The 20473-nt window shown below is 51.2% G+C and carries 24 protein-coding genes; 18 read left to right on the top strand and 6 right to left on the bottom strand.

Translation table 11 applies throughout. The features are described from left to right. The first annotated feature begins 3 nt into the window (after nucleotides 1-3). From puhC to HRQ87_RS01390, 6 genes are all read left to right on the top strand, one after another. Nucleotides 4-468, top strand: a complete 465-nt coding sequence (puhC, locus tag HRQ87_RS01415) for a photosynthetic complex assembly protein PuhC (protein WP_174134565.1) — start codon at nucleotides 4-6, stop codon at nucleotides 466-468. Between the two features lie 15 nt (nucleotides 469-483). Continuing rightward, on the top strand, nucleotides 484-780 hold the full coding sequence (locus tag HRQ87_RS01410) for a hypothetical protein (protein WP_174134564.1): 297 nt from the start codon (nucleotides 484-486) through the stop codon (nucleotides 778-780). Continuing rightward, nucleotides 777-1901 (top strand): magnesium-protoporphyrin IX monomethyl ester (oxidative) cyclase, encoded by a 1125-nt coding sequence (gene acsF, locus HRQ87_RS01405; protein ID WP_174134563.1) that lies wholly within the window; start codon nucleotides 777-779, stop codon nucleotides 1899-1901. Before HRQ87_RS01410 ends, acsF begins: the two co-directional genes overlap by 4 nt. Next, nucleotides 1901-2707, top strand: a complete 807-nt coding sequence (puhE, locus tag HRQ87_RS01400; protein WP_174134562.1) for a putative photosynthetic complex assembly protein PuhE — start codon at nucleotides 1901-1903, stop codon at nucleotides 2705-2707. The genes acsF and puhE overlap by 1 nt, the downstream gene beginning before the upstream one ends. Then, nucleotides 2704-3918 carry a 5-aminolevulinate synthase gene (hemA, locus tag HRQ87_RS01395; protein ID WP_174134561.1) on the top strand — a complete coding sequence of 405 codons (1215 nt, stop codon included), beginning with the start codon at nucleotides 2704-2706 and terminating at the stop codon, nucleotides 3916-3918. Before puhE ends, hemA begins: the two co-directional genes overlap by 4 nt. Nucleotides 3919-4014: 96 nt before the next feature. After that, nucleotides 4015-4503, top strand: a complete 489-nt coding sequence (locus tag HRQ87_RS01390; protein ID WP_174134560.1) for a c-type cytochrome — start codon at nucleotides 4015-4017, stop codon at nucleotides 4501-4503. A 166-nt stretch (nucleotides 4504-4669) separates the two neighbouring features. On the opposite strand, the gene HRQ87_RS01385 is transcribed toward HRQ87_RS01390, so the two are convergent. Further along, complete coding sequence (locus tag HRQ87_RS01385; RefSeq protein WP_174134559.1) at nucleotides 4670-4879, bottom strand: cold-shock protein; 210 nt, start codon at nucleotides 4877-4879, stop codon at nucleotides 4670-4672. A gap of 534 nt (nucleotides 4880-5413) precedes the next feature. On the opposite strand from HRQ87_RS01385, the gene HRQ87_RS01380 reads away from it, so the two are divergent. Next, a complete protein-coding gene (locus tag HRQ87_RS01380) occupies nucleotides 5414-6268 on the top strand; it encodes a trypsin-like serine peptidase (protein WP_174134558.1) in 855 nt (284 codons plus the stop codon). 123 nt (nucleotides 6269-6391) lie between these two features. Further along, a complete protein-coding gene (locus tag HRQ87_RS01375) occupies nucleotides 6392-6859 on the top strand; it encodes an Hsp20 family protein (RefSeq protein WP_174134557.1) in 468 nt (155 codons plus the stop codon). A 51-nt stretch (nucleotides 6860-6910) separates the two neighbouring features. Here HRQ87_RS01375 and HRQ87_RS01370 read toward each other — a convergent pair whose 3' ends face one another. From HRQ87_RS01370 to HRQ87_RS01350, 5 genes are all read right to left on the bottom strand, one after another. Next, complete coding sequence (locus HRQ87_RS01370; RefSeq protein ID WP_174134556.1) at nucleotides 6911-7864, bottom strand: C45 family autoproteolytic acyltransferase/hydrolase; 954 nt, start codon at nucleotides 7862-7864, stop codon at nucleotides 6911-6913. Between the two features lie 128 nt (nucleotides 7865-7992). Beyond that, nucleotides 7993-10194 carry a vWA domain-containing protein gene (locus HRQ87_RS01365; protein ID WP_246251631.1) on the bottom strand — a complete coding sequence of 734 codons (2202 nt, stop codon included), beginning with the start codon at nucleotides 10192-10194 and terminating at the stop codon, nucleotides 7993-7995. Further along, complete coding sequence (locus tag HRQ87_RS01360; RefSeq protein ID WP_174134555.1) at nucleotides 10191-10727, bottom strand: RNA polymerase sigma factor; 537 nt, start codon at nucleotides 10725-10727, stop codon at nucleotides 10191-10193. The genes HRQ87_RS01365 and HRQ87_RS01360 overlap by 4 nt, the downstream gene beginning before the upstream one ends. Before the next feature lie 74 nt (nucleotides 10728-10801). Next, nucleotides 10802-11785, bottom strand: coding sequence for a P1 family peptidase (locus tag HRQ87_RS01355; RefSeq protein WP_343035131.1), 984 nt, complete (start codon nucleotides 11783-11785; stop codon nucleotides 10802-10804). Further along, nucleotides 11785-12108: a hypothetical protein gene (locus tag HRQ87_RS01350; RefSeq protein WP_174134553.1), complete on the bottom strand. Its 324-nt coding sequence runs from the start codon at nucleotides 12106-12108 to the stop codon at nucleotides 11785-11787. Before HRQ87_RS01350 ends, HRQ87_RS01355 begins: the two co-directional genes overlap by 1 nt. Before the next feature lie 128 nt (nucleotides 12109-12236). On the opposite strand from HRQ87_RS01350, the gene HRQ87_RS01345 reads away from it, so the two are divergent. The 10 genes from HRQ87_RS01345 to HRQ87_RS01300 all read left to right on the top strand — a co-directional run bounded on the left by HRQ87_RS01345 (nucleotide 12237) and on the right by HRQ87_RS01300 (nucleotide 20460). Beyond that, the gene (locus HRQ87_RS01345; RefSeq protein WP_174134552.1) at nucleotides 12237-13313 is read left to right on the top strand and encodes a coiled-coil domain-containing protein; all 1077 of its coding nucleotides are present in this window, start codon (nucleotides 12237-12239) and stop codon (nucleotides 13311-13313) included. Between the two features lie 3 nt (nucleotides 13314-13316). Beyond that, a complete protein-coding gene (locus HRQ87_RS01340) occupies nucleotides 13317-13622 on the top strand; it encodes a hypothetical protein (RefSeq protein WP_174134551.1) in 306 nt (101 codons plus the stop codon). A gap of 2 nt (nucleotides 13623-13624) precedes the next feature. Then, nucleotides 13625-14749, top strand: coding sequence for a hypothetical protein (locus tag HRQ87_RS01335; RefSeq protein WP_174134550.1), 1125 nt, complete (start codon nucleotides 13625-13627; stop codon nucleotides 14747-14749). A gap of 18 nt (nucleotides 14750-14767) precedes the next feature. Beyond that, the gene (locus tag HRQ87_RS01330) at nucleotides 14768-16696 is read left to right on the top strand and encodes an AAA family ATPase (RefSeq protein ID WP_174134549.1); all 1929 of its coding nucleotides are present in this window, start codon (nucleotides 14768-14770) and stop codon (nucleotides 16694-16696) included. A 5-nt stretch (nucleotides 16697-16701) separates the two neighbouring features. Then, complete coding sequence (locus HRQ87_RS01325) at nucleotides 16702-17367, top strand: YyaL domain-containing protein (protein WP_174134548.1); 666 nt, start codon at nucleotides 16702-16704, stop codon at nucleotides 17365-17367. Between the two features lie 118 nt (nucleotides 17368-17485). Beyond that, a complete protein-coding gene (locus HRQ87_RS01320) occupies nucleotides 17486-17887 on the top strand; it encodes a hypothetical protein (protein ID WP_174134547.1) in 402 nt (133 codons plus the stop codon). Continuing rightward, complete coding sequence (locus tag HRQ87_RS01315; RefSeq protein WP_174134546.1) at nucleotides 17887-18195, top strand: hypothetical protein; 309 nt, start codon at nucleotides 17887-17889, stop codon at nucleotides 18193-18195. The genes HRQ87_RS01320 and HRQ87_RS01315 overlap by 1 nt, the downstream gene beginning before the upstream one ends. Continuing rightward, nucleotides 18192-19529 (top strand): DUF6638 family protein, encoded by a 1338-nt coding sequence (locus tag HRQ87_RS01310; protein ID WP_174134545.1) that lies wholly within the window; start codon nucleotides 18192-18194, stop codon nucleotides 19527-19529. The genes HRQ87_RS01315 and HRQ87_RS01310 overlap by 4 nt, the downstream gene beginning before the upstream one ends. After that, nucleotides 19530-19796, top strand: a complete 267-nt coding sequence (locus HRQ87_RS01305) for a hypothetical protein (protein WP_174134544.1) — start codon at nucleotides 19530-19532, stop codon at nucleotides 19794-19796. It abuts the gene before it with no gap. A gap of 10 nt (nucleotides 19797-19806) precedes the next feature. Then, nucleotides 19807-20460, top strand: coding sequence for a DUF1523 family protein (locus HRQ87_RS01300; RefSeq protein WP_174134543.1), 654 nt, complete (start codon nucleotides 19807-19809; stop codon nucleotides 20458-20460). The last annotated feature ends 13 nt before the right edge of the window (nucleotides 20461-20473 follow it).

Here is a 20473-nt window from a genome sequence, read left to right as displayed (position 1 = left end):
TCGATGGAACTGACACCGGAACAAAAACTGGTCGAACGTGACAAGGAAATGATTCCGATTGCGTTGGTCCGCGCCATGTTTGGACTGGCTGCTGTCTGCCTGATCATTGTGATTTTCGCCCGCGTTACCGACCGCCCGCTTGAAGCAATACCGGATATGGCCAACGTGGCGCAGGAGCGGGTGATCGTGCTGCAGGGGGAAATGTCGGGTGCTGCCACTGTGCTGGACGCCCAGGGAAATATAATTGCCGACCTTGATCCAACGCAAGGTGGGTTTGTTGCAGGTGTGTACCGTGTGCTGGAACGTGAACGCACCAAGCACCGCATTGCGTTGGATAGCCCAGTTCGTCTGGTCCGTTTTGAGAACGGTCGCCTGATGATCTTTGACGATACCACCAAGTGGCGCGCAGACCTGATGGGGTTTGGTGCCGACAACCACGCAGCCTTCGCCAAGCTGTTGGATCAGTAACGAAAGGGAACCGACATGGGACTACTGACGAAAGAAAAAGAAACTGCGCCTTGCACTGTCGAAATCAGTCATAAATTCGACAGCCTGCACGCGCATTTGCGGTTTAATAATGGTGCTGTGATTTATCCGGGGGACGAAGTGTTGGTTCATGGCCCCGAGATTATGGCCCCGTACGGTGAGGTCGTCAGCGAAGACCGCACCGCCACTATTATGCGTGCCAGTGCGTTAGAACGGTTCTGGACCCGTATGACCGGGGATTTCGAATTCATGGAATTATGTGAATTTTCCTTTTCCGAGGAGGTTACGCTATGAACGTCCAGGCCAAACATACCTCTGATATTACGGATGCCGAAGAATCGCTGGCCGTTCAGGAAGAATTGTCCAAGCTGGACAGCACTGCCGCGACTGAAATCGCGATGCAGAACACGTTGCTGACACCGCGGTTTTATACGACTGATTTCGATGAAATGGACGCGATTGACGTCAGTCCTGTGCGCGAAGACTGGGACAAGCTGATCGCACAGATGGTCAGTGATCCGAATAAGGGCCATTTCAAGAAAAATGAAGACTGGGATCACGTCGATTGGGACGGGATGGAGCCGAAGTTGAAAAAGGAATTCATCGATTTCTTGATCAGTTCCTGCACGGCCGAATTTTCGGGCTGTGTTTTATATAAGGAAATGAAACGTCGCGGGTCCAACAAAGACATCACGCAGCTTTTCCAATTGATGGCGCGGGACGAAGCCCGCCATGCAGGCTTCATCAACGACGCCCTGCGCGAAGCCGGAATTGCCGTGAATCTTGGGTTTCTGACGCAGAAAAAGAAATACACCTATTTTCGGCCCAAGTTCATCTATTATGCCACTTACCTGTCTGAAAAGATTGGTTATGCTCGTTATATCACCATATATCGTCATCTTGAGGCAAACCCCGAACATCGTTTTCACCCGATTTTCAAATGGTTCCGCGAATGGTGTAACGATGAATTTAGCCATGGCGAGGCTTTTGCCCTATTGCTGAAAACGGACCCCAAGCTGACCAGTGGTGGCAATGTATGGTGGATCAAGTTTTTCCTGACTGCGGTTTATTCGACCATGTGGGTCCGTGACCATCAACGCCCCGAATTCCACAAAGCACTGGGCGTCGACATGAGCTGGTACGGACAGGAAGTTTTCCGCAAAACGTCTGAAATCAGTAAGCAGGCATTCCCTATTACATTGGATATCGACCATCCCCGGTGGATGCCGAACCTGGAACGTTTGCAACGGGCCAATGTGCAGATTGCCGAAGGCAAAAAACAAGGTGGCATCGGCGGTGCGCTGAAACGCGGTGTTGGTATGGCCAAAGCGGCGGCGGCGTTTGTGTCACTTTATACGATCCCGTCAATATCGCATGCCGTACCTGATAGCCCAAGATTAGAGCCCGCTTACTGATGTTTACTTCACCCTGGATCGCCGCGCTATCTGCGCTTTTTCTCTGGTGGTTTTCCACCGGGGCGATCTTGTTGGTGGTCAGATATGCAGACGGGCGTTCCGCTTATGCACCTTTGGCCGCCACACTTTGGGGACTTGGACTTTTAGCACTGGGAATCGTCGGCTTTTGGACAAGTCTGACATCTGTTGATCCGTCTGGCATGTACATCGCTTTCCTGTCTGCCCTGGCTATTTGGGGGTGGATCGAACTGGCTTTTCTAACGGGTATTATTACAGGTCCTAATACACGCGCCTGCCCTGATAATATTCCGGAATGGCAACGCTTTATCCGCGCTTGGGGTACAATTGCCTATCACGAAATCCTTTTGCTGATGGCTTTCTTGGCTATGATGTGGGCAGCATATGGTGTGGAAAATCAGTTCGGGCTGTGGACCTTTGGCGTTCTTTTCGTTGCCCGCATTTCAGCCAAGCTGAACCTGTATCTGGGTGTTCGCAAGATCAATACTGAGTTTTTGCCTAGCCCGTTGAACCATTTGCCCAGCCATTTTCGCATCGCGCGGTTGAATTGGCTTTTTCCGATTTCGGTCACCGGTCTGACGTTTGCCGTTGCCTGCTGGTTGGAACGACTTTACGTCAGTGAAACACCTGCCGATATGATCGGATTTGCTTTGTTAGCGGCCATCACCTTTATGGCACTGATTGAACACTGGTTGATGGTTTTACCATTGCCGGATGAAAAGCTTTGGCGCTGGATGCTGCCCAAGCCAAACAAAGATAACATGACGACGCAAAGGACAGCCCCATGACGTTCGATAATTTGTTCAATGCCCAACTCGACCAGCTTAAGGAAGAGGGCAATTATCGCATTTTTGCGGAACTTGAACGCCAATGTGGCAAGTTCCCACGCGCGGCTAATCATACTGATGGTGAAGCACAGGACGTGACAGTGTGGTGTTCAAACGACTATTTGGGCATGGGCCATCATCCTGCGGTCATCGACGCCATGGTCAAAACGGTTGAAGCCTGTGGCACAGGCGCGGGCGGTACGCGCAACATCTCGGGCACGAATATTCATCATCTCGCGCTTGAGGCCGAACTGGCTGATCTGCACGCAAAAGAAGCCGCTTTATTGTTCACGTCAGGCTATGTGTCAAACTGGGCGGCGCTTTCGACATTGGGATCGCGTTTGCCCAATGCTGTCATCCTGTCGGACAGTGAAAATCATGCCAGTATGATCGAAGGCATCCGTCATTCCCGCGCTGACAAGGTGATCTGGAAGCACAATGACCCAGAGGATTTGGACCGTAAACTGGCAGCATTGCCTTCCAATGCGACCAAGATTGTGGCTTTTGAATCTGTCTATTCGATGGATGGCGATATCTGCCCCATGGCCGAAATTGTTGAGGTGGCAGAAAAGCACGGTGCGATGACATATCTGGATGAGGTTCACGCAGTGGGTCTGTATGGCCCCCGTGGTGGCGGGATTTCAGAACGTGAAGGACTGGCGGATCGGATCACTCTGATCGAGGGTACTTTGGGCAAAGCATACGGCGTTGTCGGTGGCTATATCACCGGGTCTGCGGCGTTGTGTGATTTTATTCGCAGCTTTGCCAGTGGTTTCATTTTTACAACGGCGCTTCCGCCGGCGGTTGCGGCCGCTGCAAAAGTGTCTGTTGCGCATTTGAAAACGTCTGGAATGGAACGTGCACGTCAGCGTCAGCAGGTTGCGAAACTGCGGGCCCGGTTGGACGCCCATGGTATTCCGCATCTGGAAAATGACAGCCATATCATCCCAGTGATGATCAAAGACCCCGTCAAATGCCGCCAGATTGCTGATATCTTGATGGCGGATTATGGGATTTATGTGCAGCCTATTAACTATCCGACGGTCCCAAAAGGCACCGAAAGACTGCGGTTTACGCCAGGTCCACTGCATACGGATGCGGATATCGAACATCTGGTCGGGGCACTTGCAACGCTTTGGAAACAATGCGCTTTGTCCCGTGCTGTGGCTTAAAGCCGCGCATACAATCGTCAATGTGAGATAGTTTGAACTTTACCTTCGGGCAAAGCGTATTACTGTTGATATAAAGAAACTCGAGGGAGATACCCAATGAAATTCAATTGGATTGCACTTGCAGCGGCTATGACGTTGACTGCACCTGCTTTTGCCGAAAGCCACGGTGATGCCATGATGGCCCCAACAGGTGATGCAGACGCGGGCGAAGCTGCATTCAGACAGTGCGTTGCATGTCACATCGTTCAAAACGATGAAGGCGAAACACTGGCCGGACGTCGTGCACAAACAGGGCCAAACCTGTACCAGATATCTGGCCGTAGTGCCGGGACTGTCGAAGATTTCCGTTATTCTGATGCTATGGTTGCTGCGGGTGAAGCTGGGCTGGTATGGAATGAAGAAACGTTCTCTGCCTATGTTCAAGATCCGACAGGATATCTGCGCGAATTCCTGGACGATTCAGGCGCGCGCGGCAAAATGGCTTTTAGGGTTCGCAAAGAAGAAGATGCAGTGAACCTTTATGCCTATCTGGCATCTTTGTCCCCCGCGGAAGACATGATGGAAGAAGCACCATCAACTAACTAGGTCGTTGTTGATATTCAAAATAAAAGGCGGCTTAACGGGCCGCTTTTTTTAATGGGCGTATTCCATTACAAAACGCTAATCAATTTACGCTCTGAAATACAAAAACCCGAAATGAATAAACATTCCGGGTTTCAAGATCAGTCAAGCACAAGGCCTAAGACTATCCTTAGTCGACAGTCGACAGATTTGTCGCTGCAGCGCGGCCGTCACGACCTTGCTCAAGCTCGTACTCAACCTTTTGGTTGTCTGCCAAGCCTGTCAGACCTGCACGCTCAACAGCTGAAATGTGTACGAATACATCAGATCCGCCGCCATCAGGTGCGATAAAGCCGAAGCCTTTAGTTGTGTTAAACCATTTTACGGTGCCAGTAGCCATTCCCGTATCTCCTTAATATAACCGCCCACGACATGCGACGGTGTGGTGCTAGCAGTCTGTAGAGGTAACCGGCTGCTGTGGAGTAGCGGGAACGTATAGTCTGAAGTCACAACGCACACATAACCCTTTATGCTGCAAAGACAATGATTTTTATCAGCTGTATATATGTCGCCGTTTGGTTGTATGCTTAAAAATTAAGCAATTATACAATTCGGAATTTCCATTAAAATAGACGAACGGTGTTCATATAAAGTGCTTAGGTGGGTTATCTATTTGAAATAATTGATTTTTATTATATTTTACATTAACGATGTGATTTTCGTTTCAATGTTGTCATCGCAATAAGCAATGATCCGCTTGTTAACCATTCACCAGTCTCAATATTGTTTATGATCAAAGGGCTGATAGGGCTAGACTCATAATCGTGAAAATGAAAAGCTTTGATTTCAAATTAGTGTTAAGTTGAGTTTTCAGATGAAAACCACAATGCGCGGTTGTCAAAATAAGATCACAATTTCTTTTTAAAACCGGATTATGATGCTGAAAAGAACGTTTGGTAGCAAGATTATAATACATGGGATAGTGGCCTGCTTTGTTGCGGTTACTGCTTTATACAGTCCAAGTTTTGCACAAGATAACAGCGCATTAAATCGGCTGACCAAACGCGATGAGCTATTCGGATGGGAGGCCGTGGGCCGTCTGGACATTCACCGCAAAGGCACATGTACAGGGGTTTTGATTGCCAAAGACCTTGTTTTGACAGCGGCCCATTGTGTTGTGTCAGGCAAGCCTGTGAAACCTGAAAGCCTGACATTCAAAGCGGGGTACCGTGATGGCGTATCGATTGCAGAACGCAGCGTGGCGCGTTTTGTCATCCATGCCCGATACGATCCGAATGATCCGTCCGGATATCGGCGTGCGCAAAGTGATATCGCTTTGCTGCAGTTGGATCAGCCTGTGTCGACCGGCGTTATTGATCCGTTTGTTGTCGATTATCCATCATCGAATGGCAAAACGATCAGTGTGGTATCCTATGCCCGCAACCGGAATGAGGCGTTAAGCTGGCAACGCAGTTGTTCGATTTTGGGTAAGCGCGATGGCCTGATTGCTTTTGATTGTGATGTCACCTTTGGCAGTTCCGGCGCGCCTGTTTTTGAAAAAACCGGGTTGCGTGTTCGCGTCATATCTTTGGTCTCTCGTGGTACCAGAAATGAAAATGGCGTCATTGCGGTTGGAATGGAGCTTCCGAAACTGGTAAATGATTTAAAACGCGCGCTGCGAAGTGGCCGCGGTGTTATTGAATCTGAAACCTCGGTTTCACCAACCCCGCAAGTTCGAAATGGCTTACCCAAATCTGGCGATTCCAGTGCGAAATTCTTGAAACCTTAGGGTCTTGAAACCCCAAAAAATATTCCCAAATTATTTTTATCGGACGCCAATTCTGGGTTCGGATTGTAAATCGCCTGTCCCATCAAGGAAGGCATATTGTTATCGCTCAATGGAGGATGACCCATGAGAACTTTCGACCTTGCACCCCTTTATCGTGCAACTGTTGGTTTTGATCAGATCGCAGATCTGATGGATCGCGTTTTAACAAACGATGTCAGCCAATCAAGCTACCCCCCTTATAACATCGAAAAAACAGCTGATGATACTTACCGTATTTCGATTGCGGTCGCTGGTTTTTCGGATGCGGATCTGTCCGTAGATGTGAAAGAAAATGCACTTCACGTTACAGCACGCAAAGCCGAAGACGATGCAGATCGAAAATATCTGCATCGGGGTATTGCGACGCGCGCTTTTGAACGCCGCTTCCATCTGGCAGATCACGTACGCGTCACAGGTGCCAGCCACGCGGATGGTATGCTGCACATCGACCTGATGCGCGAAGTGCCAGAGGCGCTGAAGCCACGGCAGATTGAAATCGCAACGCAAAATTCGATCCAAAAAGATGTGGTTGACGCCAAGGCTGTCAACTAAATCGGATAAACCAACATGACCATATGCGCGGGCCAACCAGCCCGCGCTTTTTCATGGAATTTCTATCAGGTGATGCCCATGCAAGGGCCGAAATGCCATCTGTTGAACTGTAATTTCCATTTGTACACCGGGCTCAGACAAATACGTCATACAGTCTTCAACGGACGCAGGCGGGTTTCGAAGTAATTCGCCCATGCGATCATAACGTGCGCAAGACGTCAGCTGAATTTCGTTTTGCAGCCCTTCGACATTGGCGTCTAAAGCAATATAGTTGTTCGTTGCATGGATTTTACCATCTTCCGCATGACGTACGGCAGATCGGTTTGGGGTCCGTTCAATCACGACCATTTCGCCACGCTTTGTGCCCGTGACCAAAAGCAATGCATCACAGGACAGGGCTGTGTCGGTCAGTGTTGCAACGGCTTCGTCAAATGTTTTTGATCTTTCAAACACATGGCGGATTTGCAAAGGGATAGGTGTTTTAATTTGAACCGGATCACTACTGAGAACCGCATTCATGGTTATCGAAAACCGGCCCGGGGCCATGCCAGATATCACACCAGTATATCCTGGCCATCCAATGCTGATAAATTCGCCTGCATCAGCGCCCTTATATCGATAAATACCCGATCCGTCGTTCAAAATCCTATTATCTGTCCACCAGTCCAGATTACGCCCGTGTAATGGGCCGTCATCAGTATCAATTGCAAAAGTCGTACAGCCCAGAACGGTCTTCACGACGTCATAGTAAGCATTTGCCAAAAGAATTAGTGCTGTACTGACACCAAGCTGTGTCGCAATCGCTTCGTATTCTTGCCAATTTTCATCGTCGATGACGGGGCTGGCGACGGCATGCAGCATGTCAGCCATTTCAGCAGCCCCGCCGATATCCTGTTTGTAATAATCCAGCAAACCCTTTGCCATCACGACTTGCTCGGGTGCGAACGCCCAACGTTCTTTGGGGGGTTTATTCAAATCAATGACGTATTCAGGTAGATTGGACATGGAACAAGGCCTGAGTAACAAGTTATGGATATGTCATTTATTACACTCAAGATCGTTAAACACATCTAAACAGCGACAAAAGAGCGGAACACGCACAATTTAGGCGTGATTGCGCGTGCTCCTAAGGGTCAGCGTTGGTCCAGGCTTTTCGCAAGACGCATCAGTTTGACAGCCTCGCTACGATAGCCGAACGGATCGTCGCCGCGTGCACTATTGGCCAAGGCGATCGCTTGATCATAGCCCCAGTCGCCAAGATAGCTGTCTTCGCCGCGCAAAAGCTGGGCAAATCCGCTGATGGCCGCGGCAAAGAGTGCCTCGTTATCAAGTGGGTCGGATTGGGTCAGAGGTGTCTGGATCAGTTGACTGGTGTCTGACCCTGGCGCTTTGTATCGCAGCTTTAAAAAGCCTAACTCGTCTGTATCGGCTGTTTCACTGACCTGTTGATAGCGCAAAGGATCATTCAGAATGGCAGGTGATCCGACCGGCGTGACTTCGTAAATTGCAGTCACAGAATGGCCTGCGCCGATTTCGCCTGCATCAACCTTGTCATTGTTGAAATCCTCGCGTCGGAGGGCACGGGTTTCGTAACCGATCAGGCGGTATTCGGCGACGGCGGCAGGGTTGAATTCGATCTGAATTTTCACGTCATTTGCAATTGAAAACAGCGCGCCACTCAGTTGATCCACCAATACTTTTTGTGCCTCTGATAGCGTATCGATATAGGCAGCTTGCCCATTCCCGTTCTGCGCCAGCGCCTGCATCGTGGCATCGTCCAGATTGCCACGGCCAAAACCCAGAACCGAAAGGTAAACGCCCGTCTCGCGCTTGTCGGCGATATAATCCTTTAATGTATCAGGGTTCGAAATTCCCACATTGAAATCGCCGTCAGTGGCCAGGATAACACGGGTTACTTCGCCCTCGGCCGCCATGGTTTCGGCCACAGAATAGGCTTGTTGCAGACCCGCTTGCCCGGCGGTTGATCCACCGGCAGACAGGTTGTCAAGTGCAGACAGAATAGCGTTGCGATCACTGGCGGGTGTCGGTTCCAACACTTGTCCCGCGCTGCCCGCATAGGTGACAATCGACACTTCATCTTCGGGCTGCAATTCCGACAGCATCAGACGGAAACTTTGTTTCAGCAACGGCAGTTTATTGGCCGCATTCATCGACCCAGACGTATCAATCAGAAACACAAGGTTCATTGGGGGGCGTTCCGTGATCTGTGCGCCCTGGAACGCGATATGAACCAGTTTCTTATCTTCATTCCAAGGGCTTGTACCGATCTGAACGGTGGGCTGGAACGGTTCCGTCCCTTCAGGTGCCGCATAATCATAGGGGAAATAGTTGATCATTTCTTCGATCCGCACTGCGTCTTTCGGCGGCATCCGCCCGGCCATCAATGAGGATCGCACAACGGAATAGGCGGCGGTATCAACGTCGATGGAAAAGGTGGATACCGGAGCTTGGCTGGTGATTTTCAGGGCGTTGGGCGTAGTTTCGGAAAAAGCTTCGGTGTTTGCAACTTCAGCGGAAGGTCCGGGTTCTTTTGGAATAACAACATCCAGCGCCTGTTGACGGCTGGAGTCATATTCAAATGATCTGTCAACTTCTCCGATCTCAAATTCGAGGTTAACGTCACTGTCAGCAAAATACTCTTCATTGATATTGTCAGGTTCTATGGAATATCCATCTATTAAACCCATTCCAGCTGAGCCAGGAATTTGAAGACCATCTCCTTGCTGGTTAGCTGCAATCGGGGTCTCGGCTGGTGCTTCTTCTTGGGGCGCCTCCAAAGCATGAACCATATTTTGCGTCTCAGCTGGCGCTTGTTTTACTTCAGGGGCAGATATGGGTGCAACTGGTTCAGGTTTAGTTCCAAGGTTAGGCTCTGGTGTATCTTCCACAAAAACCTGATCATTGCGCCCTTGGGTCCGGATTGATGGGTTTATCGCCTGTGCGGGTTCGTCTACCACCGGGGCTGCTGTTGCAGCTTTTGATGTGGAAGACCCTATCACTTCTTCCGATACCACTTCGCTGCCAAGTTCATCATTTTGTGACAGTAAATCGCGCCCGAACGGGGTGATCACAACGATGCCGACCGCGATAACGGCAGTGGTTAGCGTCAGTGCGCCTTTTGTGGTTAATCCTTTGAACATCATTTGTACTCCCTTTATCAATCTGTTGGGAGTAGGACGCGCTGCCTTGGCTGTTTCTTGGAGGTTATCAAAATTTTCTTCGGCCAAACGCAAATGCGCCGCCCGAGTTGCAGGGTCAGGGGCCGGGGTTGCGGCATTCAGTGCAGATTTGAGGTCGTTCAGATCGTCGGTCATACCTGCTCTTCCTCTTGTTTCAATGCGCGCAGGCGCTTTTTGGCTTCTGAAATGCGCCAGCTGACAGTGCCTTCGGACACACCCAGAATATCGGCGGCATCTTTGTGTGTGACATCATCCAGCACCAATGCCAGCGTGTCGCGCAAATCGTCTGACAGGCTGTTCATCGCCCGCTGCAGCCAATCGGTTTGGGCAGCGGTTTCAGACATTGCCGCCTGACGGTTCACTTCCCAATCCCCCCACCCATCGCTTGCCTTCATATAGGTCGCCCTGCGACGTCTGCGATCATGGGCGGCGTTCACAGTCACGCGATAAAGCCAGGTCGAAAACCTGGCATCCCCGCGATAATTGCGTAATTTTGCAGCCAAAGCGGCGCAGATATCCTGGGTCAGATCCTCTGCTTCAGCCTGTTGTCCGGTCAGACGAAAGGCCAGCCCGAACAGCTTGTCATAATGTCGATCCAACAGGCTGGAAAATGCCTGCCGATCGCCACCTGCTGCGGCTAGGGCTAAATCTTCGTCACTGACTGTCATGCGCATTACTTCTATGGGACGCGCAGGCGTGGTCAATCCTTGGTGGGAATTGAAAATTAATTTGTGTCATTGGCTTAAGATGTTGCCCAACAAGGGAAAAAATCTGCGTCTGATGGGGTTGCATGATAAACGCCACGTGCAATTGCACGGGCCAAACAGGTGGCAGCAGCATGGCCGATATGCATGATATCAATGTCAGTGATGGGCGCTGCGTTTTGGCCGGTGGCAGCTGCAAAAACCAGATCACCGTCAAAAGGGGTATGGGCTGGCATCAAAGCGCGTGCCATGCCGTCATGGGCTGCGGTTGCAACGCGTGTTGCCTGAGCTTGCGTCAAATTGGCGTCGGTTGCGATGATGGCGATGGTGGTGTTGGCCCCGGCGGTTAGTTTGGTTTTCGGCATCTTGGTCGGTGCGAACTGCCGTGCGGGTCCCAGTCCGCCGAATTCATCCCCAATTTCAAAGGGGGCGGCCCAGAAATGCCGACTATCACCGACTGTAGCTGATCCAAGGGCATTCACAGCCACAAGTGCGCCGACAGTAATACCGTTTTCTAAAACGGCTGATGCTGACCCCAACCCACCTTTGAACGTGGCTGTGGTCGCGCCTGCTCCTGCCCCAATAGTGCCCAGTTCAAAATATTCATCAGCATGTTCGAAAGCGGTTTTTCCAAGGGATTTATAAGGGTTTTCCGCCCAGCCTTTGTCACCGCCATTTGCCAGATCAAACAAAATAGCGGCAGGCACAATCGGCACATACTTGCCTGCAACTTGGAAACCCCTGCCTGCAAATCGCATAGCATCGGCGACGCCAGATGAGGCATCCAACCCAAACGCTGACCCACCTGATAACACGAGTGCATCGACCTGTTGCACCAAACGATCCGGGGCCAAAAGTTCCGTTTCGCGTGTGCCCGGCGCACCCCCCATAACATGAACACCAGCAACAAAGGGCTGATTGGCGGTCAGAACAGTACACCCGGTTTTGATATTGTGATCCTGCGCATTGCCGATGCGCAAGCCCGCAACATCGGTGATCAGGTTAAGGGGGCCGGGCTGTATCATGCGGATCCTGCCACATGACGATGCCCGATATAGGTGCCAAGAGGTATAAGCTTGCTGCTGTGCTTTAGATCATCAGACTGCAAAGCGTCGGGCAATAACAAGACGCAGGTATCTGACAATCCAAGTTTATCTTCGATCTGAAACACAACCGTTTCGTCAAAATAGTGACGCAGCCGGGGGGTAGGGTTCATCCTGCAGATAACCTCAACATAATCCAGATTGATATTGCCGTTCTGCATCAGATCAATCAGGTGCGCAAAGACCAAAGGTTGGCTGGCAAAATCGCCGCAAAAGACCGCAATTGGGATATTTTCTTTCATAAAACGCCTTTGTCTGCGTGATATATCAGCTAAAAAGCCACACTTGGTTCTTTTTGGCTGAAATGTCATGTAAATACCGCTAAACAGTCCCACATATGGATTAGGTATTTCAAAAAAGAGGGACACATATGGCTAATTTTGACACTCAGATCAAAGAATCACAAGCACAGGTTGCCGAAGCGCAAAGTAAAATTGCAGAACTGACCAGCCGTATTGAAACGGCACGTAACAAGATGAAATCAGGCGATGATATTAATATTGATATCGAAAATGCGTCTTTGGATGATGTTCACCAGCACACAGATTTAATGAATGCTAATATTGCTGAATTGATTATGGGTCTTGATGATGTCACGGCCGGATTTTCCCGCGATTTTGATGAAATGCGGTCGAAAACCGGGTGGGAAACCTTTGTTGGTATTTTTGCCAAGGCCAAAGCGGAATCCATGCGTCAGGAACGGATGCGAACAGCCAGCATTGATGACAAGTTGCAGGATCTGATCGGAAAATCCGACGTGATTGTGCGCCTATTGGAAGAACAACTGACCGTTCTGAACACCCAAAAAGAAAAGGTGGAAAAAAATCTGTCTATTACGCTGGAAGAGCGTGAAGCCGTTGTCGGCGAATTGGAAGCTGTGAAAGCTGAAATTCAGTCAATGGACCCGAATATTATTGAGCTGGAAAACAAAATCTCGGTCGAGCAGGATGCAGCCACACGCACCCAGTTGGAAACCCAACTGGCCGAGATGAACGCGCGTTATAACGAGCTGGTTCAGGAAGAGCAGGTCAAGCTGGCCAAGTCGCAGACTTTGGAACGCTATATCGAAAAAGGCAAAACCTGGGTCGACAGTTTGCAAAATCAGGCGGCGACGCAAATGGTTCTGATCAACAAGCTGCAGACAGACACGAAACAGCGCGTGGTTCTGTATGATGCTTTGACCAAATCATTGAAAACGGCGCAGCAACAGGATGTCGCACACCGCATCAATGAAATCGGCGTGAAAACCGATCAGGAAGCGCAATCCGCAATGGCTGGTATCGGATCCGCCACCAATGCCCGTATGGCTGAAATGATGGAAAAGCACGAAGACCATATGGTTTTCGCCCGAGAGGTGTTGGAGGCCAAAGCCAAGGCCGACGAACGCTTTATGCGCCGCTTTGAGAAGATCGTCGAAAAGCACGACAAGAACGCCTACGGGGCTTAAATTATGATGCGGCGACATGCTGGCCGCATTTTTATCCTTGTGTTTCTGCTGCTGCAAACGGCAGGCACACTTTGGGGTATTTACGCGCTGGATCTTGGTGTTTTTGAATCTGTAGCCCAGGCATTTGGGATGATTGTTTTTGGTCTGATTGCCGGGGTTATGATTGTTATCGGCGTCGGGTTCGTCTTTGTTTTCTTTGGGGCGATCATTATGGATATATTCGGGTCGCTTTCGCGGCTTAAGCCAAACCCCCCTGAAGGATCATTTAAAGTGCCGTCTGACAAAGACAAAAAGACCGAGTTATACTGAATATGACCAACGACGCCCTGCAAATAGATCATCACAAGTTGGACGATACCCGTACCGTGCGTCGGTACTTCCAAAAATTTAGCACAATTACCACCCACCTGACCCGCGTTGCTGCCACGATGGAGGTCGAGAGACGTCTGTCCAAGGCCGACGTCGCAATCTTGGGCCGGTATCTAGCGGGGCTGACCTTCACCTTTCGCGCGCTTAGTAACAAATATCTGTTTTCAGGCCGGATCGAACGGGCGGGACAGTTGACCTTTGACCGACACGAAAGCGGGTTTCCGGTGTTTCAGGAACTGCTGACCATGGCCAGCGACGCGCAACAGGCCGAACGGCACCTGCGCAACATGCCAAGTGTTGAGGCGCTGAAAGATGACATGATCCGCCAGATTGTGGGCGATTTGTCGATCCCGGAAAAGCTGCAATATGCGCTCAGCCAACGGATGTATTACGAAGAGCTGATGAAAGGCGAATTGTTCTGGGCACGCAACGATCCTGAGGCTCTGTGGCAAGGCAACAAAAGCGATCGCCGCCGCGAGTTTCTAGTGCATTGGGCGGTCTATGACAGCCAGCAAAACCTGCCCACGATTTACCTGATGGAGGTCGAGGATACCGGCCGCGTGGCCCTGCCCAAGGATCAGCGGCGCTGGCCCGAGGTGCAGTCGCATCTGATGGCCCAGTCCTTTGCCGGGCTGAAACTGGTCACGATTGCGCAAGGCTTCGATCAGGATTTCAGTGATCTGCACCCCAAGCGGCTGCGGCGGTTTCATCTGGGGCCGATGTATTCACACGCCTTTACGCGCCAATCCGGCCCAATACGTCAGATTCTGGAACAGGCCCGCGCGCCAGAAGGCCAAGACTGGGCGTTGGTTTGGACCAGTGAAGAATTGCTAAGCAAAGACGTGCGCCGTGAAAAATCCGGTTTTTTTGGCAGCGTCGAGCGCGAGGTGTTTGCACTTGATCCGTTTGCCGCAGAAGGCTCTGACAGTGGGGCCACCAAGACCGAACGATCCATTATCCTGCCCCAACGCCCCTATCAGGCGCTGGAAGAACAACGCCCGCCGGGTTTTGCGGACGTTCGTAAATTTGTCGTCAGCCCGCAGGGTCGGGTGCTGAGTTATCGTTAAAGACATTAGGAAAAAGACATGAGCCAATCATCCGATCAGATGGAACTGCGTGAAGAAGAAATCCGTAAACATTATGCCGCCGCTTTGGGCATGTTGGACGGGTTCGACCACAGCCCACGGATTGCCAAAGCTGGCGCTGCTCCTGCACAGGAAAAATCATCCGGTATCGGTACCCGCCGCAGGTTTCGCAACACCACACCCGGATTGGTTACAAAGCCCACGGCCCGCACCGAAGGCGTGCATCTGATCGACCGTATTGAAAGCGGGGATGACGCGCTGACCTCGCCCTTGCAGGCGACGGTTCTGCAGTCCCTGCGCCGCGCGCTGTCAATCGCGTTGGCCGTGGGCGAAACCTATGCCGACCGCACGGGCCTGGCCGACCTGAAACGCGAGAACCTGCAAGGATCGCTGGCCGCCGGCAAGAAAACCGAATTCAGCGAATTGCTGACGGCCGAGGCACTGGTGACGCTTTATGTCTTCGGCTCGGCCACGGCCTTCCTTCTGGCCCCGCACGCCAGTGAAGTCACGGTCGAAATCGGCGATGTCGAGGAAGTGCTGACCGATAACGCCCAGCTGGCCCTGCACGGCATTCTGTGGGAACTGGATCAGGACCTGGGCCTGTTCGTCGATGATGACAGCAAACTGGTCGCCTGCGTCCTGGCCTATGCCGAGGCGCTGATGGAAAAGGTGGCCTTGCGCGCCTCGACCGCTGGCCGTCTGGAACCCTTTAACGCGGCCAGTTGGCGGGTCGAGGAAGAGGGCTTTACCGTATCGGGCTTCACCCCCGCCCGCGCCGCCAAGGGCACGACGCTGACGATGACCTTCAAAAAACCGAATGAGGTCGTCGGCAACCATATCGCGAAATATCAGGCGATGAAGCTGTCGAAAATGCTGATGGCCTATGACTTTGACCGTCGCCTGAACCCCTTTGCCGAACTGGGCGGGTTCATCTTTACCTTCATGGGCGATGGCGCGCCGGGCACGGGGAAAACCACGCTGATCCAGATGATGGCGGGGATGATCAACGATTATTGCCATACCGCCGGCTATGTCTTTCGCTATCAGAACCTGAGCACTGACAACATCGACAGCTATCAGGGCAAATCGGGCCAGAACGCCAAGGCCTTTATTAACAACGTCATCGACCCCGGCGTGATCGGCTTTGGCACCATCGACGACATCGACCAACTGGCGGGCAAACGAGGTGATCGGCAATCCAGCGCGGGTCAATTGGAAATCACGGCGGTGCTGATGGAAAGTTTCGCGGGCGCGAATACTGTTGTGCGCGGGAATTGCACGTTTGGGATGTTCTCGAACTATCCCGAAAACGTCGACGACGCCCTGCGCCAACGGGCGGGCGCTCGGTTTCTGGTCGATGGGCCGCAGACGCGCGAGGATTACATCGACATCCTCCACCTGCTGATGGGCCGGAACCATGATATTCCGCTGGGCGATCATGAGGTTTTTGCCGCGCAAGAGATCAAGAAAGCCGTCGCCGCCAGTTTCGAAAGCCACAACCGCCCGCACGAGGAAGGCCTGACGCGCGTCTACGACCGCGTGGCGGCGGATCTGGGGCAGCTGGATACGATAGCGAAACTGGGCACTTATCTGAAAGGCATCCAAGAGGCCGACGAACGTTTCACCGGCCGGGCGATCAAGAACATCACCGACGCGATCAAGGTCCGCGCGATGGACTTTGAACTGCCCGACGAGTGGATGGAAAACCCCGACCTGTTCCTGCGCAAGGATTACGACACCAAGAAAGCCATGATCGAGGATATGCGCCAGCCGATCACGGTCGAAATGGTCATCCAGGAAATCAACCGCTACGCCGACAGCGAATTCCGCTATGCGGATAAGTCCGATGAGGTCGCGATTGAGGCCATGGTCCGAGACTTCGGCCGCCAGGAAGAAGCCAAGCGGCGGTATGTGGAGGGAAAGGGGTGAGTATCATGAAGCTGAAAGCGATCACCGGCTTCATATGCCTTACCTTTGTGTTATCATCTGGCACATTTGCTGAAGCAGAAACCCAAGCAGTGGTCGTGCCAGAAACTCCAATTGTTGAGTGTCGTGGCGGCAGGTCGAAACTATATGATGAGTGTGGTTCTCAGGTCGCGCTTTTCAAGCGCGCCCAAGATATTGCAAGGCAAGAAAATAAGGTGCTTTTGGTCTCGTACGGTGCCGAGTGGTGTATATGGTGCCACGTTTTTCATGCCCATATTCAGGGCGTGAGTGACGAATTCAACTATACTTATTCTGATCCCGAAGATGCAGAGAAGTATCAAAGCACACTTCGCGAAAGATCATCCGAAGATCAAACTCAGAAGGCTACAGACCTGGCATCCTTTTTTGCCGACAACTTCGTGCTTGTGCATATTGATACCCGGTATGCAGATGATGGTTTTACTGTCTTAGAGTTAAGTGGTGCTGAACATCACTATGATGGTTGGCTGCCGTTTATATTCAGCGTCAAAAGCAATGGCGATATCGCAGCCGTGCTGGATGCGCAGAAAGTGCAAATAAGAGCAGATGAGTTGTTTTACTGGTATAGAGGATATGACCGCGATCTTTTGCAACAAGATTTAGAACGTCTTAGGGTTGAGGCGGTGAGTAATTGATTGCAGCGTATCATATGCTTTCAGAACATAGGGCAGCGACCGGCCCGAGGGTGGGCGGGTCGGGCGCTGCCCGGTGGTGCCCACCGGGCGGGATGGTGATGAAAGTGCGGTGCTTTGAATGAACCCAATCGGCGTTGATATAAATCCCGATACCGTCACACGGGATGAGGCGATTGCATGGGTGCTTGGTGCCGGGGCGGTTGTGTTACCATTGATCGTGATCTGTATTCTTGCCCTGTGGCTGCCGCGTCGTTTGGGCCCGATGTTTCCTGAAACCGTGATGGGATTGGTGGTCAATGGGATGGTAACGGCTTTGGTCATGCTTGCGCTGGCGATGGCATATTTCTGGGCAGCCTACGGGCTGCAATCGGACGCGATTTTCCAGCTGATCGGGGATGTGCCGCTGCAATCCTTCCTGCATTTTTTGCGCCTTAGCATGCTGTCGGCCTTTCTCTGGGGCCCGCTTGTGGTACTTTCAGCTGCAAACCAGCACCGTCACTGGAAGGAGAATACCTGGTAATGCAGTGGCAACAATTTGCATATTACACGCTAATGGCTGTCCTGCCGTTTCTCATCGGTAGAGCGACTGCCAGACGTGTCAAAACAGGTGTGTCCGGATTGGTGTTGGGGCTTTTCATCACTGCACTTGGGTCAGCAGTTGTGATGTTTTTTCTTTGGATGCTTATGCGGATTTATATCGGGCGGCGTGGGGGAAGTTTGGGCATTTTGTTTAATCTGGAATTTGCAGCGCCCTACCTGATTATTTCGTCAACTGCCGGATTACTGACCTTTGGCATCGTCAAATTGATGCGATGGAGAATGGCATGAAACACCTGATCGAACGGGGCCTGATGTTTGGCAATTTGGTTGAGGTCAGCAGCCCGGTTTTGATCGAACGCTATAACCGCGCGCTGCGGCATTTGACGGGGCGGGAAACCAAGCTGAAGGATTTTCATATTGATATTTCGGGCTATTCCCCCGAGATCGGACATGAACTGGACGATGATCTGTATCTAAATCACGCAGGCGTCAACCGGCAGTTCATTCTGCTAACGACCGAACAGAAAACAGCGCCCTTGCTGGATGCAAAATTTTCGACCTCGCGCGGGATTTTGCGGCAATTCATCGAACAAAACGAAGCGCAACTTTTTGCGCTGACAGCGCGTGATGCGGTTGCGGGCGAATTGGTAAATTCTATTTACGATGCCTCAACCCCGGCTCGCCTTATGGACATCGGCCGCATTAGGGTCGAGGCTGACACGACAGAAGGTACTGTCAAACAGGCGGCTAGACTGGGTAAGATGATCAATCAGTTCAAGCGCGGCGATGATGCCTGGTTCGACGATGTGCTGATTGCGGATATGATCACCTTGGCTAAGAAAACCGGGGATGTGACGCGTAATCCGGTGAAACTTAAAACGTCAAGTTTTGAACAAAGAAGTTTTTGGACATCGCATTTTGGTGGGCTGTATGTGTTCCGCGACATTCAGCGCGAAGGCGTTATCAGCACCGGTGACATCAATGAGTTGGGCAATATACCAATAGAAAATGTGTTCAGCTTGTCATCACGCAATCAAATTGCAGCTTTTCTTGAAGCCAATGACCTGGTTGAGCCAATCATTGATGCACGTGGCATAGATGCCGCCGCCATTCTTCGCCAAAAGATGGATTTCGTTCTGGTCGATGTGGCCGCTACGATGGAAGAACAGGTCACGGCCTTGACACGCCCTGCGTTACGCCAATTCGCGCGTCGCTATATATCACTTCTGCCCGAGGAGTTTCATGGTTTGGCGGCGTTGTTGCGCTGGGCCGAAGACAATGGTGCCTGGCCGCGGATCACGTCAGACCATCCGGCCTATTTCTATACATTAAGATCAAAGCCCCATGCGGACCGTGATCTGGTTAATATGCTATTATCAGAGTTGTCGCCATTGGACATTCGGCAGTTATTTATCTGCCATAAAGAGCTGTTTTACAAAAGTTATGCTGGGTGGAGCGAGCAGAAAAAGAAATTTGTGGCTGAGTTTCTGGACCGTGAGTATCAGGTTGACAAGGTTGCCGCACGTGAGGCCTTGTTTGGTCATGAAGACAAGATGGAAGAACCCAGTGCCGAGGATATTATTCAAATGGTTGGCCCATGGGGCGCGGTGCGGAGGACATAGATGGCCGTTTTACGTCTGATCTTTGTAGGGTTTTTCATTTTAACCATTATATACGGTATAGCCGCCTTGTATTCACGCAGTGTGCGCAAGGCCAAGCTGGCGCAGGAATGGGATACGGAAATTCAACAAGGTGATCGGGACGCCTTTATTCGCGAAGGGTTGCGGGAATATAGTGGATCGTTTCGGCGCAAATTGTTGTTTGGGATTTATATTGTACCGGTCTTGGTTATCTTGACGATTATTTATATCACAAACTTTGTGAACTAAGGGGGCGTTAATGCGCTATATCAAATGGGTCTTCATAATCGTGTTTTGGACGATTGTTCTGACATTTCTGCATTACACGCTACCCCAAAAAGATGTTGTGCGCATCGTAAACACCTATGAAGAACGACAGGATCTTGCGGACTGGACCCGCATTTTCTGGTCTGTACCGGATGACCAGTCCGAAACATTGATCAACCGCGATGTGCAGTTCATTCAAGCCATTCGTCCAAACGGCAAGAATATGGTTTATCGGAATGAAGATACGGGCTGGAATTGGCCGCCCTATTTCAAATTTGATACGGCTGATTTGTACACTGACGCTAATGATATGATTTCAACCAAGGACAACCCGGTATGGGTTTCTGTCACGCATTATGGCTGGCGTAACAGATTTTTATCGGTCTTTCCCAATGCTATCAGCATGAAACAGGTCGAAGGTCCGGATGCGCGTGTCATACCTTGGGTTAGCATCATTATTCTAATCATTCTCTTTGCGATCTTCTGGGCGATCCGTGTCCGTTGGCGTCGTTTCCGCCGGGCGCGCATTGATCCGATTTTGCAGGATGCGGGCGAAACTTGGGATGGTGTGGATCAACGCTATACTGAAACCCGTGGGAAATTTGGCCGTTGGCTGGACAGTTGGAGAAGCAAACCAAAGAATTGATCTTGGGGCGCCA

The sequence above is a fragment of the Parasulfitobacter algicola genome (assembly GCF_013315265.1).
GTDB lineage: Bacteria > Pseudomonadota > Alphaproteobacteria > Rhodobacterales > Rhodobacteraceae > Parasulfitobacter > Parasulfitobacter algicola.
Note: the sequence above shows the minus strand (reverse complement) of the source record. Positions and strands in the feature narration are given on the sequence as shown.